General features: G+C 50.8%; 17 protein-coding genes. 12 read left to right on the forward strand and 5 right to left on the reverse strand.

The window, feature by feature from the left end:
* Positions 1-20 precede the first annotated feature (20 nt).
* From ACI1P1_RS25395 to ACI1P1_RS25405, 3 genes are all read left to right on the forward strand, one after another.
* Positions 21-1,421, forward strand: coding sequence for an MFS transporter (locus tag ACI1P1_RS25395; protein WP_416219294.1), 1,401 nt, complete (start codon positions 21-23; stop codon positions 1,419-1,421).
* A gap of 73 nt (positions 1,422-1,494) precedes the next feature.
* Positions 1,495-1,794 (forward strand): DUF6509 family protein, encoded by a 300-nt coding sequence (locus ACI1P1_RS25400; protein WP_416219295.1) that lies wholly within the window; start codon positions 1,495-1,497, stop codon positions 1,792-1,794.
* Positions 1,795-1,854: 60 nt separating this feature from the next.
* Entirely contained in the window at positions 1,855-2,163 is a 309-nt protein-coding gene (locus ACI1P1_RS25405; protein WP_416219297.1) for a hypothetical protein, read from the forward strand.
* A gap of 413 nt (positions 2,164-2,576) precedes the next feature.
* Here the strand turns inward: ACI1P1_RS25405 and ACI1P1_RS25410 are convergent, their stop codons facing one another.
* Positions 2,577-3,626, reverse strand: a complete 1,050-nt coding sequence (locus ACI1P1_RS25410) for a glycoside hydrolase family 88/105 protein (RefSeq protein ID WP_416219298.1) — start codon at positions 3,624-3,626, stop codon at positions 2,577-2,579.
* Positions 3,627-3,744: 118 nt separating this feature from the next.
* On the opposite strand from ACI1P1_RS25410, the gene ACI1P1_RS25415 reads away from it, so the two are divergent.
* The 4 genes from ACI1P1_RS25415 (at position 3,745) to ACI1P1_RS25430 (ending at position 8,891) form a co-directional block, all read left to right on the forward strand.
* Positions 3,745-4,662, forward strand: a complete 918-nt coding sequence (locus ACI1P1_RS25415) for an AraC family transcriptional regulator (RefSeq protein WP_416219299.1) — start codon at positions 3,745-3,747, stop codon at positions 4,660-4,662.
* 36 nt (positions 4,663-4,698) lie between these two features.
* A complete protein-coding gene (gene infC, locus ACI1P1_RS25420) occupies positions 4,699-5,175 on the forward strand; it encodes a translation initiation factor IF-3 (RefSeq protein WP_416219300.1) in 477 nt (158 codons plus the stop codon).
* 88 nt (positions 5,176-5,263) lie between these two features.
* Positions 5,264-7,018: an ABC transporter ATP-binding protein gene (locus ACI1P1_RS25425; protein ID WP_416219301.1), complete on the forward strand. Its 1,755-nt coding sequence runs from the start codon at positions 5,264-5,266 to the stop codon at positions 7,016-7,018.
* Positions 7,002-8,891: an ABC transporter ATP-binding protein gene (locus ACI1P1_RS25430; protein ID WP_416219302.1), complete on the forward strand. Its 1,890-nt coding sequence runs from the start codon at positions 7,002-7,004 to the stop codon at positions 8,889-8,891. Before ACI1P1_RS25425 ends, ACI1P1_RS25430 begins: the two co-directional genes overlap by 17 nt.
* Before the next feature lie 520 nt (positions 8,892-9,411).
* On the opposite strand, the gene ACI1P1_RS25435 is transcribed toward ACI1P1_RS25430, so the two are convergent.
* Positions 9,412-11,808, reverse strand: a complete 2,397-nt coding sequence (locus ACI1P1_RS25435; protein WP_416219303.1) for an ABC transporter ATP-binding protein/permease — start codon at positions 11,806-11,808, stop codon at positions 9,412-9,414.
* Between the two features lie 188 nt (positions 11,809-11,996).
* Here ACI1P1_RS25435 and ACI1P1_RS25440 point away from each other — a divergent pair, with 188 nt between their 5' ends.
* Both ACI1P1_RS25440 and ACI1P1_RS25445 read left to right on the forward strand, forming a co-directional pair.
* Positions 11,997-12,674: a response regulator transcription factor gene (locus ACI1P1_RS25440; protein WP_416219304.1), complete on the forward strand. Its 678-nt coding sequence runs from the start codon at positions 11,997-11,999 to the stop codon at positions 12,672-12,674.
* Entirely contained in the window at positions 12,667-13,716 is a 1,050-nt protein-coding gene (locus ACI1P1_RS25445) for a sensor histidine kinase (protein ID WP_416219306.1), read from the forward strand. Before ACI1P1_RS25440 ends, ACI1P1_RS25445 begins: the two co-directional genes overlap by 8 nt.
* A gap of 255 nt (positions 13,717-13,971) precedes the next feature.
* Here ACI1P1_RS25445 and ACI1P1_RS25450 read toward each other — a convergent pair whose 3' ends face one another.
* Positions 13,972-14,940 (reverse strand): Gfo/Idh/MocA family protein, encoded by a 969-nt coding sequence (locus tag ACI1P1_RS25450; protein WP_416219307.1) that lies wholly within the window; start codon positions 14,938-14,940, stop codon positions 13,972-13,974.
* A gap of 199 nt (positions 14,941-15,139) precedes the next feature.
* On the opposite strand from ACI1P1_RS25450, the gene ACI1P1_RS25455 reads away from it, so the two are divergent.
* Positions 15,140-16,096, forward strand: coding sequence for an alpha-E domain-containing protein (locus ACI1P1_RS25455; RefSeq protein ID WP_416219308.1), 957 nt, complete (start codon positions 15,140-15,142; stop codon positions 16,094-16,096).
* Positions 16,097-16,248: 152 nt separating this feature from the next.
* Here the strand turns inward: ACI1P1_RS25455 and ACI1P1_RS25460 are convergent, their stop codons facing one another.
* Both ACI1P1_RS25460 and ACI1P1_RS25465 read right to left on the reverse strand, forming a co-directional pair.
* The gene (locus tag ACI1P1_RS25460) at positions 16,249-16,590 is read right to left on the reverse strand and encodes a hypothetical protein (protein WP_416219309.1); all 342 of its coding nucleotides are present in this window, start codon (positions 16,588-16,590) and stop codon (positions 16,249-16,251) included.
* Between the two features lie 108 nt (positions 16,591-16,698).
* Positions 16,699-17,622 (reverse strand): helix-turn-helix domain-containing protein, encoded by a 924-nt coding sequence (locus tag ACI1P1_RS25465; protein ID WP_416219310.1) that lies wholly within the window; start codon positions 17,620-17,622, stop codon positions 16,699-16,701.
* A 286-nt stretch (positions 17,623-17,908) separates the two neighbouring features.
* Between ACI1P1_RS25465 and rhaA the strand changes: the two genes are divergently transcribed.
* Positions 17,909-19,147: an L-rhamnose isomerase gene (gene rhaA / locus ACI1P1_RS25470; protein ID WP_416219311.1), complete on the forward strand. Its 1,239-nt coding sequence runs from the start codon at positions 17,909-17,911 to the stop codon at positions 19,145-19,147.
* Positions 19,148-19,687: 540 nt separating this feature from the next.
* A complete protein-coding gene (locus ACI1P1_RS25475; protein ID WP_416219312.1) occupies positions 19,688-25,162 on the forward strand; it encodes a fibronectin type III domain-containing protein in 5,475 nt (1,824 codons plus the stop codon).
* The last annotated feature ends 22 nt before the right edge of the window (positions 25,163-25,184 follow it).

Genomic DNA, 25,184 nt, shown 5'->3' on the forward strand with positions numbered 1-25,184 from the left:
GTAGGGGCAGGGAGGGCAACATGAAGCAACAACATAACCGTCCGGCAGCCTCGTCCAATGCGGAGAAGCTGCTGAAGGTGCTGGCTTTTACACTGGTTTTTTCGGTGATGAACGCATCCATTTTTAATGTGGTGCTGCCGGTGATCGGCAAGGAATTTAAGCTGAACCCTTCCGATTTGAGCTGGGTATCCACCGGGTACATGATTGTATACGCCATCGGCTCCGTCACCTACGGGAAGCTTGCCGACCGGTACCGTTTGAAGGATCTGCTGTCCTTCGGCCTGGTGCTGTTTGCGCTGGGTTCGCTGGTAGGGGTGGCCGCAGTGGACTATTGGATGATTATTCTGGCCCGGGTGCTGCAGGCGGCGGGGGCTTCGGTCATTCCGGCTACGGGTATGATTATCCCCGTCCGGTATTTCCCGCCGGAGGAGAGGGGCAGGGCGTTAGGCACCTCTGCCATCGGCTTGGCGCTGGGTTCGGCTTTGGGGCCTATTGTTTCGGGCTTTGTCACCGGCTTCGCCAGCTGGCGCTTTTTGTTCCTGGTGTCCGTGCTGCCGCTGATGACGCTGCCCTTTTACCTGAAGTATCTGGATGATGAAAAAGGGGCCCCACGGCCCATCGATTTTATCGGCGGTGCATTGCTGGCCGGAACCGTATCCCTTCTGCTGTTGTCCATTACCCGCGGGAGCCTGCCGTTCCTGATTGCCGGATTGGGTCTGGGTGTACTGTTGGCCTGGCGGCTGCTCAGCACTCCCGAGCCCTTCGTGAATCCTGCAATGTTTCGCAACCGCAGTTATACGGCAGGGATCATCGTCGCTTTCCTGGCTAATGCCATGAGCTTCGGCATGCCCTTTATAACGCCGCAGTTCCTGAGCCGCTTGAACGGCCTTACGCCGCTTGAGATCGGGCTTGTGCTGTTCCCCGCTGCCCTGGTCACCGCTTTTATGGGCAGAAAGGGCGGACGGCTAGCTGATACCCGGGGTAATCCGACGCTGGTGCTGACGGCATCTGTGCTTCTGCTCTGCTGCTTTTTGCTGCTGTCGGTATTCGTAGGTTTGTCCCCGTACTGGATTATGCTGATGCTGATTTTTGGCAATGTGGGGCAGTCCTTTATGGGTATCGCCATGTCCAATACGGTATCGCGGACGCTGAAGCGGGAGGAAACCGGTGTGGGGATGGGGCTGTTTTCCATGATGAACTTTATCTCCGGGGCGGCGGCTACCGGCCTGATCGGCAGGCTGCTGGATTCCGGCTCTGTCAGCTTCCGGCTGAATCCCCTGCTTGTTCTGCGTGAAGGGGCGCTATACAGCAATATTTTTCTGTCCTTGGGGGCGGGAACGGTGCTGGTGGCGTTGTTGTATCTGAGCGGCTTCGGTAAGAGCAAACGTTCATCGGAGGCGGGGCTGAAAACAGGAAATTGACAGCAAGCGAGGCTTCCTCCATACTGGGAGGAAAAAATGCCGGCGATATGCCGGCTCGTGGAGGCAAACAGACATGTTGGAAATTACAGGCTACAGTGTGGAATGGATCCGGGATCCTTTTGGAATTATCCAGGGGAAACGCTATGAGTTTCTTCTGGATATCCAGGTGGAGGAGGACGATGAGATGTACTCCCCCCACGGGCTGACCCTGCGGGTGATCTACCTGGCGGACGGCGAAGCATCCAAGATCGTGAAGTATGAGTTTTTGGAAAAGAGCACAGGCAAATATCTGGATTTCGATATGGTGGAAGAGGAATATGCCGAAACCCTGGCCTTCTGCCAAGCCCATTATGCCGAAGCCGAGGAAAACTGAGCTGCGCTTCTTAGCGGATCCCCCTCTCTGGAGGGCTGTTGGAGTGTGATAGGCAGGAGCTTGAACGCAGCGGTGCAGGGGTTAACGGTCCAACAAATTAGCAGACCAACAACCAGCACACCAACAGCAGATCAGCAAATCAACAACCAGCAGACCAACAAACGAACAAACCAACAACCAGCAGCTCATCAGCAGATCAGCAGCCCAACAACATTTCCAAAAAACAACAAACCAACAAACCAACAAACCAACAAACCAACAAACCAACAAACCAACAAACCAACAAACCAACAAACCAACAAACCAACAAACCAACAAACCAACAAACCAACAACCAACAGACCAACCCAAATGCAAAAGTGCAGTTAATTTCGGTGACTGACTGTGAAATAGCAGGTTTAACTGCAAAAGTGCAGTTATTCTTAGCAAAAAAGCCCGGAACCGAGGTTCGGGGCAAAAATAACTGCATTTTTGCATTTAGGCGGAGCGGCGGGAGGGCTGTGGCAGAAAATAACTGCACTTTTGCAGTTCAGCTACAGCCGCAGGCCCTCTAACTGGTGCAATCTAGTCGTCGGCTGATGTTCCCGTTTCAATGGAGTGGCTAATCGGTTTGTTACACAATAGTTACTATATAAGCGATTCTTCCAACCTGCCATGCAGCTCAAGCCGTACATCATAACCCATACAGTTATACCAGTAAATCCGATCAACTCAATCTGTACAACTCAATCCGTACAACTTGATCTGTCAGCTCTATATCACTAAGACTCAATCCGTCGCCGCTACCCGGCCAAGGCTTCAGCTAGCAGGATCAGGGTGAGACCCTGGCCGTACAGGCTGGGATAACACGGAATGTGGTTATAAGCCTCCACCGTGGGCATCACCGGTGTGCCGCCGGAAACGCCGAGGACGGTGCCGTCCTCGTCAATTTGGGCGAGCACTCCCTGGAGTGCCCGGCGGGCCGGCTCCAGCACCTCGTCCCCCAGCAAGCCCATACGCCTGGCCTTCAGCAAACCCGCCGCAATCCCGGCGCTGCCGGAGGTTTCCGGGTAGAAGCCGGCTTGATCCATGACCGTGTTCCACAGGCCGTTGTCCCGCTGATACGCGAGAAGCCCCTGCATCATCCGTTTATACCGGCGTATGATATCCGCGTCACCGGGCACGATGCCGTCGATTTCCTCCAGGATCATGGGGGTGCCTACGGCGATCCAGGCATTGGCCCGGGTCCAGCGGGCGGCGGACATATGGTTCTGGGCGATGCAGTTCCAGCCGTGGAACAACACCCCGGTTTCCTCATCCTGGAGAAGGGACAGGTGGAGCTCCAGCTGCCGCAGGGCTTCAGCGGTATAGGCGCTGTCCCCGGTGAGACGGCCCAGACGGGCCAGGAATAGCACAGCCATAAAAATCGTGTCTGCCCATACCTGCTCGGGGAAGCTGGCATTTTCCGTTACCGTATGCTCGAAAGCGCCTTCACGCGTACGAGGTGCTTCATGCAGCATCCACTGTCCGATCCGGACGGCAGTGTCCAGGAAAACGGCGTCGCCGGTTTGCCGATACAGAGCGGGGAAGATGGCGAAGGGCGCCATGGAATTGATCACCTTCATTTGCTCGGATTGATGCAGATTTTGACGTGCCCAATTGATCAGCTGCTCCATCAGTTCCTGCCTGCTGTTTTGTTCATAATACTCCAACATAGAAATAACACCTACACCAGGTACCCAATCCCAGTGGTGGATGTCCATCCCCCAGTTGCCGGCATGGTCCTCCAGCATTTTGCCGCATACGCCCTGTGCCTTCTGTACCAGAATTTCCGGAGCTTCCGTGATTGTCATAACACATTCCTCCCGCAAGGTTTGATATACTCTTACTATAGCGCGGGAGTGATGGCGGGTCTTGGGCAATTCTCCTGCAATCATTGGACAATTGTGAACCTACAGGGGGGAATGCATCATGACGGCAGAGGATCAAACAGTGGTGCAGGAAGTATTTTTTGTGGACGATGTGACCAACAGCGCGTTGTTGGCCTTTCCCGTTGGCTGTGTGTCCCGCACCCGGGAAATCCAGCAGCCGTTTTTGCATGCGCATGACGGTTATGAGCTGTATATGTGTTTGTCCGGCCGGGGAAAAATGCTGGCGGGCGGCCGGGTCCATGAGGTGGCAGCGGGGAGTCTGGTGGTGATCCATCCGGGTGCTTTGCATATGCCGCGCTCCGTACCGAAGGAGCCGTTTCACCGCTACATTGTCAGCATCGACAAGGACTATCTGGAGGAGCTGGCGGATAAGGAATCGGGCTTTGGGGGCAACGCAGTAACCCGGTGGCTGCCCAAGGAGGAGCCCTCCATATGCTGGCAGCTGAACGGACGGCAGGTTCTGGCACTGCAGGATATTTTGGCCCAGCTGGAACGGGAGCTGGATGAACGTAAGGAATGCTTTTCCCTGGCTGCTCACAGTCTGGTGCTCCAGCTATTCGTGGCGTTAGGCCGGTATCAAGAGGAGCAGGCGCCCGGCACAACCGGGAATGGCGAGCGCAAGCAGCTGGTGGAGGAAATGATGGGGCTGGTAGCGGAAGGGTACCGGGAAACGCTGCGCATTGAGTCCCTGTGCCGCCGGTTTCACCTGTCCCGCTCGTACCTTCACCGGATTTTCAAGCAGGAGACGGGGCTGTCCATTACTGAATACCTGATTGCCTACCGGATCAACAAGGCCAAGGAGTCGCTGGAATCCAGCTCTCTGCCGCTGGCGGAGGTGGCGCTTTCCTCGGGTTTTCAGGACTTGTCCCATTTTTGCCGTATGTTCAAACGCCTGACCGGCGTCACACCGGGACATTACCGCAGAAGCGGCGCCGGCCTAAAGGGATATCATGCTTGACGCACGGTTATATCGCAGAGGAAGAAGGGGTTCTTTTTGATCAAAAATGAGAAAATCAAAGCGGCGGAGGTTAAGCTCACGGGCCTTCAGGGGGAGGAACTGGGCATTGTTCCCACTGCCGAGGCACTGGCTATGGCGAAGAAGCTGAAGGTGGATCTGGTCTGCACCTCCCTCCACGAGAGCCCTCCGCCCTGCAGGCTGGCGGGTGCGGGTGCGGTGCGCCAGGAGAAGGAACAAGCGAAGAAGCAGGAGCGTCCGGCCAAGGTGAAGGAGCTGCGGCTCACTCCCCATATCGAAGAGCATGATCTGGAGGTCAAAAAAAGCCAGGCGGAGCGCCTTCTGCGCGGCGGAGACGCCGTACTGCTGAAGGTGGTGCTCACCGGGAGTAAGGAGGGGGCTCAGGCCAAGGCATTGCTGGAGGAGCTGACGAAAGCGCTGGCACCGTACGGGAAACGCCAAACCGGCATCCAGCAAAGCGGCAAACAAGCCATGGTCCAACTGGATCCCCTATAAGGCGGAGCATCCCAAAGCCAAACTCAAACCCGTCTCCAGCAGTCGCCGGGGATGGCGTACATACGATTAGGGAAGGAGTTTAGACACTATGTCTTATCTGACCAAATATGTCCGGAAATACGGCAGATGGTTTGGGTTTGCCGTTTTTTTTCTGACGGTGGAGGCGCTATGCGATCTGCTCCTGCCGACGATTCTGTCCAGAGTCATCGACGAGGGCATTGCCTTGGAGCGGATGGATACGGTATGGCGGCTAGGCGGCGTGATGCTGGGCATTACGGCGGTAGGGGCCTTGGCGGCCTGTACCCGCAATGTGCTGGCCAGCCGGGTGTCCCAGGCCTTCGGCACGGAGCTTCGCTCCGACCTGTTCCGTAAGATCCAGTCCTTAACCTTCGACAGTATGGACCGGTTTGACCGGGCGTCGCTCCTGACCCGGCTGACCAATGATGTAACCCAGGTGCAGAATTTCACCAACGGACTTATGCGTATTTTTGTCAAAGCGCCCCTGACCTGCATCGGCAGTCTCATCATGGCCATACGGCTGAATCCCCGGCTTTCGGTGATTCTGCTGATTGTGGTTCCCCTGGTGGGCGTGCTGATCATGATCAACATGCGGATTGGCCTACCCCGGTATCTGAAGGTGCAGAAGGCTATGGACCGGATGAATCTTGTCCTGCGGGAATATCTGTCCGGAGTCCGTGTGGTGAAGGCCTTCAACCGCTTCCGCTATGAAACGGACAAAATGGAAACGGCCAATCTGGAGTATCAAACCCGCTCCATAAAAGTCATGCGGGCGATGGCTGCCTTTAACCCGGCGGTGACGCTGACGGTAAACGCGGGTATTTTGGCTGTGCTCTGGTACGGCGGCCTGCGGGTGGACAGCGGGGATATGCAGGTGGGCCATATTGTCGCCTTTGTTAACTACATGACGCAAATTTTGTTCTCCCTGATGATGATCTCCATGGTGCTGATGATGTTCGTGCGGGCCCGTGCCTCCTCGCAACGGATCAGTGAGGTGTTCGCCGACGACAGCGCCATGACCTGGAGCAAACCGGCTGTTGCGCAGCCGGAGGAGCCGGGGGGGATTGAATTCCGCAATGTGACCTTTACTTACGGCTCCTCCGGTGGAGATAAGGGCAAGCCGGTGCTGAACGGAATCGATCTGGTCTGTGAACCGGGGCAAACGGTGGGGATTATCGGGTCCACAGGCTCGGGCAAAAGCACGCTGATCAGCTTGATCCCCCGTTTCTACGATGCGGATTCCGGCCAGGTGCTGGTGAACGGGCAGGATGTGCGCACTATGGACCCTTCTGCTCTGCGGGAGCGGATTGCGGTGGTTCCGCAGAAATCGGTGCTGTTTTCCGGCTCCATCAAGGATAATATCCGTTGGGGCAAGGAGCAGGCGGACGACGGTGAGATAGAAGCGGCTGCCAGGATTGCCGGAGCTCATGACTTTATCGCGGCATTCCCGGAAGGGTATGACACCCGGATCGGACAGAAGGGGGTTAACCTCTCCGGCGGCCAAAAGCAGCGGATTTCCATTGCCCGGGGCCTGATCCGCAAACCCGACATTCTGATTTTGGATGACAGCACCAGTGCCGTGGATGTGATTACCGAAGCCCGGATCAAGGAGGCCTTGCGCCGGGAAACCCGGGGGATGACCTGCCTGCTTATTGCCCAGCGGATTACCTCCGTCATGGATGCGGACCGGATTCTGGTGCTGGAGCACGGGGAGATTGCCGGTTTGGGCACCCACGATGAGCTGTTGGCCGGCTGCCGGGTTTACCGGGAAATTTATGCGTCGCAAACCGGAAAGGAGGCGGTTCCCCATGTCCAAGGAGAATAATGGCGCATCCGGCGGCGGTGACCGCTTGCGGTTCGACGCTACCTCCGTTCCGGCACCCGGTGCCAGGCCGGGCGGGGCCTTCCGCATGAATGGACCCAAGGTGAAGCCCAAGCAATTCCGGGGCACCCTGCTTAGGCTGTGGGGGTTTCTCGGCCGGGAGCGGGGGCTGCTGCTGCTGATTCTCGGGTTTCTGCTGGCCAGCTCACTGCTGGGTTTGGCTGGCCCTTATCTATTGGGAGTAGCCGTCAATGCCATGGAAGGCGGCGCCGGGAATGTGGAATTGCGAGTGCTGGAGATGGCGCTTTTGTCTTTGGGGGCGGCATATCTGCTGGACGCGTGCCTCACGCTCACCCAAAGCTGGCTGATGGCGGGTCTTGCCCAGCGGGTGACCGCCAGTCTGCGGCGTGCTTTGTTCGGCAAGCTGCAGAAGCTGCCGCTGTCCTTCTTTGACTCCCGTCCCCACGGGGAAGTGATGAGCCGGCTGTCCAATGACATCGACCAGGTGAGCCAAACCGTATCCCAAACCACCACCCAGCTGATGGCAGGGGTATTGACCATTACCGGCTCTCTCATCATGATGCTGTGGCTCAGCCCGCTGCTTACGTTGGCTACCCTGATCACTGTACCCTTGGTCTATATCCTGGCCAAAAGCATCACCAAGCGCACCGGGCCGTTGTACAAAGCCCAGCAGGCGGAGCTGGGGAAGCTGAACGGGCTTATGGAGGAGACCATTTCGGGCTTGCAGGTGGTCAAAGCCTTTAACCGGGAGGAGCGGACCATCCGGGAATTCGACGAGGTGAATGGAAGGCTCTACCATGTGGGGTTAAAGGCGCAAATTTCCACCGGATTTCTGATGCCGCTGCTGAACGTGATCAACAACCTGGGCTTTGTCACCGTTGCGGTGGTTGGCGGCTTGCTGGCCCTGCGGGGCAGTATCTCAGTGGGGGTTATCGCCAGCTTCATCGGCTACTCCCGGCAGTTCGTCCGGCCGCTGAATGAAATGGCCAACGTGTACAATATGCTGCAATCCGGCATCGCTGGAGCGGAGCGGGCCTTCGAGGTGCTGGATGAGGCAGAGGAGCCGGATGACGCTCCTGATGCGAGGGAAATGGATCTGAAGACGCGCCCTTCCAGCGGGCATGTGGTCTTCGAAAAGGTGAGCTTCGGCTACCGGCCGGAGTCACCGATCCTGAAGAACGTAAGCTTTGAAGCGCCTCCCGGAAGCAGCATTGCGCTTGTAGGTCCAACGGGTGCGGGCAAAACCACCATCGTCAATCTGCTCACCCGGTTCTATGACACTACCTCCGGGGTGATCCGGATTGACGGGCAGGATATCCGCACCTATACCCGGGACAGCCTGCGCTCCGGCTTCGGCATCGTGCTGCAGGATACCTACCTGTTCGCGGGCTCCATCCGCGAGAATATCAAATACGGACGTCCGGATGCGACGGACGAGGAGATGATGGAGGCGGCGCGGCTGGCTAATGCCGATGCCTTCATTCGCCTCATGCCGCGGGGCTATGACAGCGAGCTGGCGGAGAACGGCAGCAACCTGAGCCAGGGCCAGCGTCAGCTATTGGCCATTGCCCGGGTGATGCTGGCGAAACCCTCCATCCTCATTCTGGATGAAGCCACCAGCAGCATCGACACCCGGACAGAGCTGCATATCCAGGATGCGCTGCTTAAGCTGATGAAGGGGCGCACCAGCTTCGTCATTGCCCACCGGTTGAACACCATCCGCGACGCCGATACCATCATGGTTATCGAAAATGGTGAAATCGTCGAACGCGGCAGCCACGAGGAGCTGCTGCAGGCCCAAGGGCCGTACAGCCGCATGTATGCCAGCTCCTTCGGGCAGCTGGAAACGGGCTGATGTGGGGTAACCCCCGGGGTTATCGCAGCAATAATGAAGAAGAGCAGACGTGGGATCTGCTCTTTTTTTGTGCTGATAAAGAAGAGCAGACATGGGATCTGCTCTTTTTGCGCTGATGAAGAAGAAGTGACTGGTTGTGCGCTCTTATTGCCATTTTTGTCGGCGTGAAGCCAGGTGAATATAGACACCAAATGCAAAAGTGCATTTATTTTCTCCCGCTAACCTGCAAAATGCCGCCGTACCTGCAAAAGTGCATCTATTTTTGCTCCTCAAGGTCATTTCGGCCCATCCTGCCTGAAATAACTGCACTTTTGCAGGATAGCTTCACCCAATGGCCAACTGAGTCAAAAATAACTGCACTTTTGCACTCTGGCAGCTACAAGGTGGGCGATATAACCTTCAGGTGGCCAGTTGCCGCCCCCTTCCGCCTCCACGCGCAAATAGGCGCCTGTTCCTCAAGGGAACAGACGCCCAACTGCACGGGCTGCCGGGCATACGGCCACCGGCACGAACTACAAACTTATTCGCTCCGCAGCGCCACAACCGGGTCCTTCTTCGCCGCGAACTTCGCGGGGATGAAGCCGCCGAGAATGGTCAGGCCGACGCTCAGGATGATCAGGAACAGCGCATGGACGGGATTCAACTGGGCCACATTGTTCAGATCCGTCGCATTCTTGATGATCATGTTGGTGGGGATAGTCAGCAGATAGGCGATACCGATCCCCAGCAATCCCGATAGGGTTCCGATAATCGTGGTCTCCGCATTAAACACCCGGGTAATATCCTTCTTTCGTGCCCCCAAGGCACGCAGGACACCGATTTCCTTGGTCCGCTCCAGCACCGAGATATAGGTGATGATCCCGATCATAATGAGGGATACCACCAGAGAGATGGAGGCGAAGGCCACCAGCACTAACGTGATCCCGTTCATGATGCCGCTGGAGAGATTGGTCACCATGGCGGCAAGGTCGGTGTAGATGATCATTTGCTCCGTGGGCTTACCCACATTCCATTGGTCCAAATAGTCCACAATCGCCTCCTTGGTGTCAAAATCCTTGGGATACAAGGAGATGGAGGCGGGGATAGCTACGGCGCCCAAGGCGGCCAGCGCATCCTCCTTGGAGGTGGCGTCCATCGGATCCGTCAAGGCGCCGGAACCCATTCCTCCGCCAGGCCCCATGGCAAAGCCTCCGCCGGGGCTAAAATTGAAGCCGGGCACACCGGCAAACACCTTGCCCGAATACACATTCATCTTGTCATTGGCTTCCTGCGCCTTTACAATTTCCGAGGACTGGGCCTTGCTGATAAAATCCTGGGCCAGCACATCCGAATAAGCGATCCCTGCGGACATGGTGGACATGGGGGAATCCTCCTGCTTGCGGATAATGCCCGAAATCTTCAGTTCCACCGCATTGCCGCTGTTGTACAGATTGCTTAAATCCGAGGTGTTGCCGTTAATGCGGAACAAATCTCCGGATTTTACATAATAATCGTCGTTGTAGATCAGCTTGAAGGTTTTGCCGAGAACTTGGTCAAACCCAATATTCTCCGCCTTATAATCTAAACCCAAGGCATCCAGCACCGTCACGTTCATCCGGTTGTATTCATCCACCACCATCACCAGGTCAGTTGGCTTCGCCGGGAAGCTGCCCGCCAGAAGATCGTAATACGATTCCAGATAGGTGCTGCTGAAGCTTGCCGTTTTGCTGGGGAAGGACATAAAATTGGCGTCAGAGGTGTTAACCGGTACGGCAGTCTGGCCGTCGCTTCTGAGGATATTCAGGTTAACCTGGCGGCTGTAGGACACACCGTCCAGCAGGGATGCATCTATTTTGTCCAGATAGCTTAGGTATTCAGGAGTAATGGTATTGTTGTGCAAAATCGTATTGGATGTGGGATCAAACGGGTAAATCTCCGCAGCTTTGGTAAATTCCGTCCGGTTGTTCCGGTCTTGTGCATGGGCCCCGGGCTGCATAGCCAGATCCAGATTGGCCGCCATTTGGCTGATGGTGACGGGGAAGTTGGACAACGCGCCGGATTCATAGCTTTTGATTTGCTTGTCGAACCCGTTGGACAGGGACAGAATCAGCGCAATGCCGATAATCCCGATACTGGAGGCAAAAGCGGTGAGCCCGGTTCTCCATTTTTTCGTGGAGATATTCCGTCCCGACAGATTCAGAGCCGTCCAGTAGCTCATGGCGGTTTTTTTGAGCCGGTAATTGCTTTCGGTTTGTACCTCAACCGCGGGATTGCTGTCGGAGATCACCTTGCCGTCCTTAAACTGGACCACCCGGTCGGCGTAAGCCTCGGCCAGCTCCGGGTTATGGGTGACCATAATAACCAGCTTGTCCTTGGCGATTTCCTTGATCAGATCCATAATCTGAGCGCTGGTGGCCGTATCCAGGGCTCCGGTAGGCTCGTCCGCCAGGATGATGTCGGGATCATTGGCCAATGCCCGGGCGATGGCTACCCGCTGCATCTGGCCCCCTGACAGCTGGCCCGGTTTTTTGTGCATGTGGTCCTTCAAACCAACCTTCTCCAGCACCTCCACCGCTTTCTGGTGTTTGGCTTGGGCGCTGACACCGCTTAGAGTCATGCCCATCTCCACGTTATCTGTGATGCTGAGATGGGAAATCAGGTTATAGCTTTGGAAGATAAAGCCCACGCTATTATTGCGGTAAGCATCCCAATCGCTGTCCTTGAAGGATTTGGTGGAGGCGCCGTTAATAATCAGGTCGCCGCTGTCGTATTGATCCAGGCCGCCCACCAGGTTCAGGCAGGTGGTTTTGCCCGAGCCGCTGGGTCCCAGGATCGCGACAAATTCATTCTTGCGGAAGCTTAGGCTGATATTGTCCAGAGCAGTCTGCGTAAACGTGCCAGTGGTATAGCTTTTGGAGATATTCTTAAGCTGCAGCATGTTCTCATCCTCTCTTGTCTCTGCTATGTATGTTATGCTATCACAGCAATATCAACTGAACATCAACTGGGCGGTAGGCAGTCTCCTGTTCATGTTGGGTTAACATTGATGCGGTATAATGAACGGGCGCTCTTAAGTCAGGTCTGATTCATCGGCAAGGGCGGACTATGGAAAAGCAGGTGGGACGAGTGAACCGAATTCTTGTGGTGGAAGACAACGAGAAGCTGCTCCAGCTGATCAGTACAGTGCTGGCCAAACACGGATATGACCCGGTTCAAGCGGGAAACGGCCAGGAGGCATTGGATATTCTGGATAAGCAGCATGTCGATTTAATCATATCTGATATTATGATGCCCAATTTGGACGGTTTCGAACTGATCAGGAGGCTCCGGGAGGCAGGATACACCCTGCCTGTTCTGACGGTGACCGCCAAGGACAGCTTTATGGATAAGCAAACGGGCTATTTGGCCGGCACTGATGATTATATGGTCAAACCCATCGACATCAACGAGATGATTCTCCGGGTGGGGGCGCTTCTGCGGCGGGCCCAAATCGCCAGCGAGCGCAGGCTTACGGTTGGCGGGATCGTACTGGATTACGATTCCTTGACGGTGACTGCAGGCGGGCAAACCACCACCCTCCCCCAAAAGGAGTTTCAACTCATGTACAAGCTCTTGGCATACCCCAACAAAATTTTTACACGGCATCAGCTGATGGACGAAATATGGGGGATGGATTCGGAAACCGAGGCCAGGACAGTGGATGTGCATATTAACCGCCTGAGGGAACGGTTTAAAAGCTATGACGGGTTTGAAATTGTAACCGTCCGCGGACTCGGCTACAAAGCGGTGAAAACCTATGATTGACCGCAGGCAGTCGGGGAATTTATGGGGAACGCTAATCTGGACGGTATTCCTGATTATGCTGGCTTCGGGCGTTCTGATGGCGCTGTTGACAGGGGTTATCATTCATCTGGGGTTTATAAATTTTAACAGGTTCCATGTACTGTGGTCCATCATCTTCGCAATGGTGTCCAGTGTGCTCATCGGTACAGGCATTACCGCTATCGTGGGCCGCAAAATTTTGGCGCCGATCACCGATCTGAGCGAAGCGGCCAAGGAGGTAGCCAAGGGGAACTTCAAGGTGCGGCTGAAACAGGAACACCACCGGGTGCGGGTGCTGGGGGAGATGGCGGTGAACTTCAACAAGATGGTTCAGGAGCTGAACGGAATCGAAACCCTGCGCAATGATTTTACGGCCAATGTCTCCCATGAGTTCAAAACGCCCATTGCTGCTATTGAGGGGTACGCGGCTCTTTTGCAGGATGAGGACCTGACTGTGCCGGAGCGGCGGGAATACAGCCGGCTGATCATCGAAAGCACCCGTCAGCTGTCGTCGTTGTCCGCCAATATGCTGAAGCTCTCCAAGCTGGAGAATCAGGAATTTGTGCTGGAAAAGCATAACTTTGATCTGGACGAGCAAATCCGCCATGCTATCCTTCTCTTGGAGAACCAATGGAGTGAGAAAATGCTGAATCTGGACATTGCGCTGGACCAGGTGTGGTTTTACGGCAACGAGGATTTGCTGATGCAGGTTTGGCTGAATCTTTTGGGCAATGCCATCAAATTCTCCGATAACGGGGACGAAATCGCCGTTTATTTAACGGCAGACCCAGCTTCGGTCCATGTCCGGATCGCCGATACGGGCACAGGCATGAGCACGGAGGTGCTGGCGCATATCTTCGAGAAGTTCTACCAAGGGGATAAGTCCAGGGCGGGAGAGGGAAACGGCTTGGGGCTGGCTCTGGTGAAGCGGATTATAGATCTGTGCGGCGGAGAGATTACAGCGGAGAGTGAGCCGGGAAGAGGCTCTGCTTTTACGGTCACGCTTCCTGTAACCAAGATGTGAGGGGCATAAAAAAATTAGGCTGTCCAAAAAGTTCGTTGAGGTGAATAAATATTCGGCAGAAAGGACCGGGAGGAAAAGGGTGGCTTGAGGGCGAGTTTTTTGGCCGCTTTTTACCTCTAAATCTAATCAAAAGAAAGCGGACAAAACGTGTTTGAAGCTTCCATGACAGCCTTTTCCCGGAAGGGAGTGTATCTTGCCGAATATGTATTGATCCAATTAGACTTTATGGACAGCCCAGTTGTGTTATGAGCCGGATTACAACCTGACAGGCAGCCCTGTTTTGGCGGATTCGACAGCTGCGATGGCCACCTGTTGGGATTTCCACGCATCCTCGTAGCAGGAGAGAATACCGGAAGCATCCCCCGTGCGCAGAGCATGAATGAAGGCGGCATTTTCAGCCTGATAAGGGTCGTTTTGGTTCTGGAATTCAGTGGTTTGCCCTTGCCGGATTTCCTTCAGGCCTTTGCCGTGGAGCTCCAGCACACCCGTGTCGGTGTAAATATGCAGTCCAGTGGTATGGCTTACCGGCAGCATACAGGTGTTGGAGATGTTGGCCACGGCACCGGAGGCCAGCTTCAGGGTCACGGTGCCTACATCCGGCACGGTTACTCCCTCCTCTGTCACATGCTTATGCCGCAGGGCAAAGGAAGCGTACACCTCCGTCACCTCCCCCAAGGTATACCGGAGCAGGTCCACGATATGGGTGGTCTGCTCCACAAACTGCCCGCCGGAGCCGTTCTCCATCCGCCACCAGTACACACCCGGCATACCGCCCATCCAATAGCCCAAGGCCATTCCGGCAGTTTGCTCCTCCAGAAGCCGGCGCACCCGGGCGGTTCCATCCGTATAGCGGAAGTGGTAGCCGACAGAGGTGATCAGCCCTTTGGTGTTCACCGCCTCCAAGATCTCCGTAGGGGTTTCCAGATTGGCGGCAAGAGGCTTTTCCACAAAAAAAGGAATGCCCCGTTCCGCCAGAGCCAATTCGATCCTGCCGTGGGCAAAGGGAGGAACGCATATGTACGCGGCATCCAATTTGACGGATTCGAGCATCTGCTCCACCGCGGCGAATGCGGCGGCGCCGGGGAATTTGGCTGCGAAGCGCTGGGCTTTCTCCAGGGAAGAGCCGCAGACGGCGCTGATGGTGACATCCTCCATAGCGGCAAGCATGGCTGCGTGTTTCTCGGCGAACCAGCCGGTTCCGAATATTCCAATGTGCAGAGTCATAAATCCTCCTGTAAAAACGAATTTGGTAAGCGCTTGCTGGTTTGCATTTGGTCCATTATAACACATTCTTCTAAGGGTTGTGGGGTTGTCCTTGACTTGTTTTGTAGAGTCATGTCACATAGATTGACACCAAAAAATCTGGGCGCTATGATGATTATTGCAATCATATCCATGCTTTGGAAGAGGGAGGGGGAAGCTGATGCTCAACCGCAATGCGGAAGCACTCTTCTGGATCGGCCGTTATATGGAACGTGCGGAAAACCACGCTCGCATGATTGATGTCCATTACCATCTCCAGCATAATCAGGACCTGCAGGACAAAGAATACAAATGGGCCCGTATCATCCGTTCTCTGGGGGCGGAGGTGGAGTACCGCCGGCAATTTGAACAATACAGCGAGTTGGATGTCCTCTCATTCATTACATTGGACCGGGGATATGAAAACTCGCTGTTTTCATGTGTCAGCAAAGCCCGGGCCAATCTCAAAACCATGCGCGAGGCGCTGCCCAGCGAGCTCTGGGAAACCTTAAACGGCTTTTATCTGGCTCTCTCCGAAAAGAATCCCGGCGACCTGCGGAAGGAAACGCCCAATCTGTTCTTCCGGTACATCCGGGAGAAGGTGGAAACCTTCCAGGGCATCGAGCATTCCGTGATGCTGCGGGAGGCGGAGTGGCATTTTATTGAAAGCGGGCGGATGCTGGAGCGCGCGGAGAATACCATCCGCATCCTGAAGTTTGTGGTAACAGCCATCAACGAGGATCAGGCGGTGCCGTACACCTATTTGCTGGCTGCGCTGAAATCCGTAGGGGGCTACCAGGCGTTCCGCAAATTTTATGCCGACAGCATGGCCATTGAACCCATTCTTGAATTTCTCCTGACCCATACCACCTTTCCCCGGTCCTTCTACTATACCTTCACCAAGCTGGAGGAGCATCTGCGGGGCATCCGGCAGTTGGGGCAGCCTGCTCAGTCCGGTCAGGAAAAGGCTATCCGCCAAGCGGGTAAAATCAGAGCCGAGCTGGGCTGTATGACCCGGGAGGATTTTATGCTGGAGCAGATGGAGCTTCTGATCTACTTTTTGACCGATGCCTGCATGACCTTGGGCAAGTCCATGACGGAAACCTTCTTCCGGATGGAGGAGGCCTCCGCTTCTTAACTGCTGCAGATTGAACACACCAAGGCTTAGCCGGACATAACAAAAAGCCCTCTTCCGTTTATGGCAGCCATTGGCTTTTCCATCCAGCGGAGCAGGGCTTTATTTGTATTGCGTTGGGTTAATGGGCAGTGGTGAAAGGCGGGTGACAGGAATCAGTGGACGACCGTTTGCTTGCGTTGGGTTAGGCGCTCTTGAAGGGTTTGTTTCTTCCAGAGGGGCACACTGACAATTTTGGAACCGGTGGTATGGTCCAGGAACCGGATGTGGTCCTTTTCCACGGAAGAGATTTTATCCATGTTGACATAGCAGTTGGAGGAAATACGCAAAAACATGGAATCACGGATCAGCAGCTTCAGCTGGTCCTCGGACAGGGATTTTCTGATATTGTAATTCCTGCCGTGGAAGCTGATCAGGCCGCCGTTGCCGACTTTGAAGAAGTAGGTGTCACGGTTGGGTTCAAAATCCTCATACATATCTTTGAACTCTTGCTCCACGATCAACGTCCCCCTTTTAGAATCGGTGATATGTTAGCGCTTTCATTATAGCACAAACGAAACGGCCTGCAAACACCTTTTTTGTGAAAACGTACAAATTTCTTTGTTTCAATTGCCAATTTGGCCGTTCTGCTTGCGGAAATCGCTTGGGCTGCAATGGGTGAAACGCTTAAACAACCGGCTGAAATAATACGGATCGCTGAAGCCCACGGACTCCGAAATTCGGTTTACCGGCAGCTCGCTGTTCATCAGGAGATACTGAGCCCGCTGGATGCGGAGCTGGTGAATATACGTAAAGATGGACATGCCCGAATATTTCTTGAAAATGTGGCAAAGGTATTCATATTTCCGGTTGAGCTGGCTTTCGATAAACGCCCTGTCCGGCTCGGTGTTGTAGCTTTCGTTCAAGAGATTAACCAGCTGCCGATAGGCCAAAAACGCGGCGGGCACGGAGGTTTGGAAATTTTCCTTGGAAAGCAGATCTTCGGCAATCAGGTGGAAAATCTGGCCCAGCAGAAGGGAGGAGCGGTAGCGGAAATAACCCCTTGGATGCTCCATTTCCCCATGAAGCTTCTCGAACAGGTTCAACAGCTCATAACGGCGGACCGGCTGGAAGCGCCGGGGCAAAAGCAGATGCTCGGCCTCCTCGTCCTGGCCCGTACGCAGCTCCTGGCGGCTTTTGTCCAGCCAGCTTTCGGGTTCGGCAAGAGGCATTTCGTCAGGCGTTCCGGGGGTAAGGCCGGGGGTAGCGAAAAACTGTACCCAAAAGAAGCCTGCATGCTCATGGGTCAGCCGCCAGGCGGTATGCCGCTCCCAAGGTGTCAAGAGGTAACACTCGCCGGATACCAGCTCCAGCTCCGCGTCCTCGGATTTCAAATAAATCGGCCCTTCGGTGACCATCAGGATTTCGTAATACGGATTGGAATGCTCATAGCTGGCCAAGGGGGCGTTGCCCTGGTGATATCCTGTCCACTTCACATCCAAGCGGCATAGACGGGACATCCTAAACCAGATATCCGGCTGATTCTGCATATTTGGTTCTCCTTTTGCTGTATCAAATTAATGGGGAAGATTAATATCGTCCATTTGAAATATCAGTCTGTACACAGCTTTATTGTAACCGATGGAGAGCGACTGGACAATAATGATCTTAAAGCTGGAGGATTTTAAGATTGCCGGGATACAATCTCTAAACATCCGCCATTTCATTCCGGCTGCCGTTGCTGATATAGTAGGGGAGTAGGAAGAAAGCGTTTTATCACGAGGCAAATGTACTGGTTTAACACCAGTTGTTATGTAAAATGGAGGAGTGACGATTATGAATTTTGATGAGGCTAAAAAACTGTACGAAAAACATGGGATTAATGTAGACGAAGTATTGGAATCCCTGTCCAAGGTAAAAATCTCCCTGCACTGCTGGCAAGGCGACGACGTACGCGGCTTCCTGAACCGTGACCAGGAGCTGACCGGCGGTATCTCCGTAACCGGCAACTATCCGGGCGCTGCCCGCACTGCTGAAGAGCTCCGTCAGGATCTGGACAAGGCCCTTTCCATGATCCCCGGCACCCACAAGGTAAACCTGCATGCCATCTACGCCGACACCGAAGAGAAGGTGAGCTGGGACAAGCTGGAGCCCAAGCATTACACTCCTTGGGTAAAGTGGGCTAAGGAAAAGGGACTGGGTCTGGACTTCAACCCCACCTGCTTCTCCCATGATCTGTCCGCCGACGGCTTCACTCTGAGCCATGCAGACAACGATATCCGCAAGTTCTGGGTTGAGCATTGTAAGGCCTCCCGTAAGATCGGCGCTTATTTCGGTGAGGAGCTGGGCCAACCCTGCGTAACCAACGTATGGATTCCGGACGGCTTCAAGGATATCCCGGTTGACCGTCTCGCCCCGCGGGTGCGTCTGAAGGAATCCCTCGATGAAATCTTCGCGGAAGAGCTGAACCCGGCCCATAACCTGGACGCTGTAGAAAGCAAGGTATTCGGTATTGGCTCCGAAGCTTACGTAGTTGGCTCCCACGAGTTCTACATGGGGTATGCCGTACAAAAGCAAAAGCTGCTTTGCCTGGATGCCGGCCACTTCCATCCGACAGAAGTCATCTCCAACAAGCTGTCCTCCGTCTCCATGTTCACGCCGGGCATTCTGCTGCACGTAAGCCGTCCGATCCGTTGGGACAGTGACCACGTGGTCATCATGGACGACGAACTGATGGACATTGCCCGTGAGCTGGAGCGCCACAACCTGTACAGCACCACTCACATCGGCCTGGACTTCTTCGATGCCAGCATCAACCGGATCGCCGCATGGGTCATCGGCGCACGCAACACCATCAAGGCAATCCTCCGCGCCAAGCTGGAGCCGGTAGAGCTGCTGAAGAAGGTAGAGCTGGAGAAGGATTACACCACCCGTCTTGCCCTGGTGGAGGAATTCAAGTCCTATCCGTTCGGCGCCATCTGGGACCACTACTGCGAGAAGATGGGTGTACCGGTCCGCGAAGAATGGCTGAACCAAGTGAAAACTTACGAAAAGGACGTTCTGCTGAAGCGCTAAGCTTCGCGGTATGATAAGGCGGCTTCCCCGTTGAGGGGGAGCCGTTTTTTTGTGGAATTACAAACCAAATTTTGGGACATGAAGATACTTGATTTATCTTCAGGATAATTAAAGATTATTTAGGTTGGTACTACCAAAAATATTACTAACTTATGAAAGAGCTTAAGTTGTTTTAAATAAAAATGACATATTATGACTTAATCCTGTCTTTTGTACCTCTTTACGAAACGACAAATTTCCAATAGACTTATGTCGTTATTCTTATATTATGTAAAAAGAAGGTGGTTTTTGGCTTAATCTGTAGAATTTATAAAATTAAAAATAACCAATAAAATTCAGGGAGGAAATCGAGTGCAGCGACAGTGTCGGACATATTTAAAAATAATATTAGTATTACTAATAATCACTTCAATAGTTTTACCTGGGAACGTATGGGAAAGTTCATATGCTTCTGAATCTCTTTCTTTTCCCTCCTCACAAAGTGAGAATCTTAATTCCAGTCCAACTGCAAATACAAGTATTGATCCCGGGAGTCAGGCAATGGTTCCAGAGACAAGCTCTCCTAATAATACAATCAGTGAAGAAATAACCCCCAATGTTATTCCTCTTATTGATAGCAATAGTTCTTCAGAATTTGTATTCCCCTTTCCTACACCAGAATCAAATGTCACCCAAGCTACTTATCGAGATGTGAATGTTGAAGCTCTTAAAATACCTCGTCCCAGGACTGAGCTGACTGATAAAAGAGACCGATTTAGCAAAACCTTCTTGAATCCCGATGGTACAACAACTGTACAATCTGCCGTGTATTCTCTTCACTACCTGGATAAAGGAGCATGGAAAGAGATTAATACAACCCTCCGACAGGATCGGTCAGATGGTAAAAATACATACAGTATGTTGGCTAACCGCTTCAATATCCGCTTGAATGATCAAAGCAGTAAGCAGTCAGTTACCTTTTCAGTTTCTGATCAAAGCGTCACATATCGTTCATTAAGCATGAAAAATGTCACCGGAGTTGTATACGATAATACAGTCATCTACAACGAAGTATGGAAAAGTACAGATTTAGAATACCAAGTTCAAAATGATCAATTGAAAATGGAATTGCAATTAAAAGATAACAAAGCTCCCAAAACCTTTTCCTTTCAAATTGATGCTCAAAATGTTACCTATGATTTAAATCCAGATGGTTCCATAGATTTTATGAATCAGAATGGGGAAGTAGCCTTCCGCATTCCACGCATGTGGGTAAAGGATTCTACTAGTGATACTCTCATGTATGACCGGCTCAAGGTTTCACTAAATCAACTCAAAGGCAAGAATATATTAACTGTAACGCTTGATGATACGGGGCTGCAGTATCCTGTGACGATTGATCCTACTACGGAAATTCCAACATTCGGACAAAATCATTGGCTCTTTTTAAAAAGTGATGGAACGGTTTTGGCATGGGGAGACAATCAATATGGACAAGTGGGTGATGGTACAACGGAAACTCGACCAGGCCCAGTCCCGGTAGCGGGTTTAACTAACGTAAGGTCAGTTTATATTGGAAATGGAAATTCCTATGCTATCAAACAAGATGGAACAGTTTGGGCGTGGGGAAGGAATAACAATGGGCAACTGGGTAATGGTTCGAAAGTTGCAAAATTAATTCCTACACAAGTGAATGGATTAACCAATGTTACTTCTCTTGCTGTTAATACCGATCATGTATTAGCGCTTAAGGAAGATGGTACGGTTTGGGCATGGGGGAGGAATTTATATTCTGAGTTGGGAAATGGGAAATGGGATACAAGTTTAATCCCTGTTCAATCAATTGGACTAGACAATATCAAGGCTATTGCTGCTTCATATATGGCATCTATGGCTTTAAAGAAAGATGGAACAGTTTGGGTTTGGGGATACGCTAGCCCTTCAGGTATGTTGCCATTACAATTACAGGGTATATCCAATATCATTGATATTTCTGCTGGACACACTTTTTATGCAGTTCTTAAAGCAGATGGCTCTGTTTGGGCTTGGGGAAATAATGACGAAGGTCAAATTGACATAGCCGGAAGATCATGGATTGACATGCCTATTCAAGTCATCGGCTTAGATAATGTAAAGGATATTAGTCTTGGCCATAGCCATACTTTAGCTCTTAAAAGTAATGGTACCATCTGGAGCTGGGGGGCTAATGATTTTGGACAATTGGGAAATGGAACAACATCGTTTAGTTACACGCCTATTCAAATTAATGATTTGTCCAATGTTCGGTTAATTCAAACCTCTGCCTATACGAATAGGAGTTTTGCAATTTTAGACGATAACACAATGTGGATGTGGGGAGGAGATTCTACTGTCTATAACACATTACCGGTTTTATACACAGTTCCTGGACTAGGTCCAGATACGATTCCCCCCTCCACACCAAGTGCTTTTACATTTACTAATTATTCTGTTAACGAAATATCATTTCATTGGCAAGCATCCACAGATAACATAGGTGTAGTCGCTTATGATATTTATCTGGATAATAATGTAATCAAAACGGTTGATTCACAACTTAAGGAATGCACAATTAATGGCTTAGTTACAAATGTCCTATATAATTTTTCCATTAAAGCAAGGGATGCCGCAGGAAATTCATCTGTTGCAAGTTCTTTATCTGTATATACGGATACTATTTCTCCAACTGCTCCAAGTAACCTAAAAATCACTAATCCCAATCCTACGAGTGCTTCTCTCTCTTGGGATCCGTCAACGGATAATTTTGGCGTAAGTCACTACACCATTGATGTTCGTGATAGCATGGGAAATCTAATAGCTACAAATCTAAGAACAACGAATGGAAGTATTACAAATTATACAGTTACAGACTTGAATCCGGACTTAGTTTATTTTTTTAATGTGTTTGCAATAGATACAAGCGGAAATATATCTAATCCATCTGTAATAGAAAGATCCATTTTAATTGACCAAGAAGCACCGACAAAACCTACTCTTTCTATGACTAATAGAACAAGTACGAGCATCTCGATTTCTTGGACTGCTTCTACGGACGCTTTTGGCATCAAAGCATATGATATTTATCATGAAGCAACTCTTTTGGCCACTGTTGCTGGCAATATTACATCTCACCAAATTATTGTAGCCTCACTTCCTCTGGACCCAAAAACAACATTCAAATTGTCTGTTAAAGCTAGGGACGGGGCTGGAAATGTTTCTACAGCCAGTAATGTTATAATAACCAATACGGATTTAACCGCACCTTCTGCGCCAACCAATTTTAGAATTGTTGATCAAATTCCGGGCAGTGTTTCATTGTCATGGAATGCATCTAGTGATGAGTTTGGTGTAACAAATTATGAAATATATGCCTCCAACAGAATGGGTTTACCTTCGAGGTTATTAACAACAAATGGAGCTACCAGTTTTATCGTTACAGGTCTACCACCTAGTATTAAATATGAAATAAATGTAAAGGCCATAGACTTTGCTGGAAATAAATCAGTACCCAGCAATAGTGTCAGTGCGCAGGGAAGTGAATATCCTCCTACAATACCTAAGAACTTAACAGCAAAGGTGAAAACTGAATCAAGTATTTATTTATCATGGGATTCTTCCAGCGATGAAAATGGGATCATTGATTATGAAATTTATAATGGATCAACACTTTTGGTAAACAGTAATTCTAGTAATTATACACTAACTGGATTGCAAGCTAATACAACTTATGTCTTATCTGTAAGGGCAAAAGATGGAGTTGGTTACTTTTCTGGACTAAGTAGTGCTGTCACGGTAACTACGGATGTGACACCTCCAACAACACCTGGTTTATTAAGGGCTTTAAGCTCAATTGGTAAAAATATTTCATTGATTTGGGATGCCTCAATCGATAATTTAGGCGTGGTTGGTTATGAAATTTATAGTGGTAACTCACTCATTGCAACATCATCTGGTACAGGAACAAGTTATACATTATCAGGGATGGCCGTGAATAAAACATATACTCTATCAATTAAAGCAAAGGATGCTGCAGGGAATCTGTCATTAGCAAGTAACACAATAACTGTAATTACAGATGATGTTGCTCCAACAGCCCCTAAGCAATTAAAGGTCGTACCCCTAAATGAAACAAGCCTTTCATTATCATGGATAGGTTCAATGGATTATTATGGTATAGCAGCTTATGAGATCTATAATGGTTCTGAGTATTTAACTACATCAGTAGGCACGGCAACAACTTTTACTCTCACAGGACTCAAGGCAAATACAGTGTATTCCCTTTCAATAAAAGCTCGAGATGCAGCTGGAAACTTATCTGATGCAAGTAATGTAGTGTTAAGTGGCACAGATTTATCTGTACCTACACCACCCAATAGTTTTAAAGCGACAGGTTGTACCGCAACCAGTATCTCTCTTTCATGGGCACCATCTTATGATAATGTGGGTGTAGCTGGGTACAATATATATCATGGTACCGTACTGATAGCAACTTCGTCTGGTACTGGTACAACCTACACAATTAGTGGGCTAACTGAAGATACATTTTATTCATTAACCGTCAAGGCATGGGACGCAGCAGGAAATCTTTCAATTCCGAGTCAAACACTAGTTGTAAGTACTGATGGAAAAGCTCCCACGGCACCACAAGATTTAGAGGTATCCCAAAAAACTGATTCAAATGTAACATTAATTTGGAAACCCTCTACAGATAACATTGGTATAGCAAGCTACGATATCTATAATGGTACAACGTTTTTAGCTTTTGCAGGGACAGCAACAACTTACACTTTTAAATTTGCTAAAAATACAATTTATAACTTGACGGTAAAGGCGAGGGATGCTGCTGGGAATATATCTACCGCAAGCAATATAGTGACAATCAATACTGATGTTTCATATCCCACAGAGCCATATGGTCTAACAGTTTTAAATCGCACAGAAACCACAATAGACCTTTCTTGGGAAGCATCAACTGACAACTTTGAAGTGGTGGGTTATAAGATATTTGCTAAGATAAATGATGTGCGAACATTATTAGCAACATCAATGGGCAAAGATACTAAATATTTATTAACAGGCCTCAAACCCAATACAATGCACATTCTCTATATAGCCGCGTTTGATGCTGCAGGTAATGAGTCAGTATGGAGCAATCCCGTCCACGTAAGTACTGATTTAACACCTCCGACTGCTCCAACATCATTATCGGCACATATCATCAACCAGAAAAATGTTAAACTTACCTGGACAGCTTCGACTGATAATGTCGAAGTAATAGGTTATGATATTTATTTAGGTTCTCAGTTTGTAGAGTCCGCGAATGTAATTGCTGGCCAAACTGTGGTCGAGGCTGTGATTACAGGTCTAACACCTTCGCTGCAGTATTCTTTTTCAGTCAAAGCGAAAGATGCAGCAGGTAATATAGCAAGTAGTGAAATCCTATTAACTCTCCGACAAGAATATATCTATGATAAAGCCGGCAGATTAAGTGCAACAAGGATAGTGCCGGTTGGGTATATTATAGATTACCGGTACGATAAAAATGGTAATTTATTAAAAAAAGTCACTACAAATAGTTTGTTAATGGATAGTTCCTTTGAAAAAGGCGGTGATTATTGGTATTTTTATTCGCCTAATACAACTTTGGATTCTACCAAAGTAACTGAAGGGAAAAATAGTATTAAATTCTCGTCCTCAACGCCTTTAAATAAGAAGACAATTGTACAAGACACACAGTTGATCGAAGTATCTCCTAATACCACATATACACTTTCGGCAATGATTCAAGATAATTTAAGTTCAGGATCGTTTTATGTAAGTGTAAAAGAAGTCGAACCAAACATGGCCACCTGGGAGTATGGTGTTATGCTTTCCTCGACAAAGAAAGGTCAACAAGTCTGGGATCAACCATCAATACAATTTACCACACATTCTGCAACTGTAAGATTGAGGATTGAAATAACTGCAGATAGCAATGCAGTTGGCGAAGCATATATTGATCAGATTGTTCTTCAGTAGAAGTAAATAGAGATAGAGGGTT

This window comes from Paenibacillus mesotrionivorans, from assembly GCF_046098205.1.
GTDB lineage: Bacteria > Bacillota > Bacilli > Paenibacillales > NBRC-103111 > Paenibacillus_AR > Paenibacillus_AR mesotrionivorans.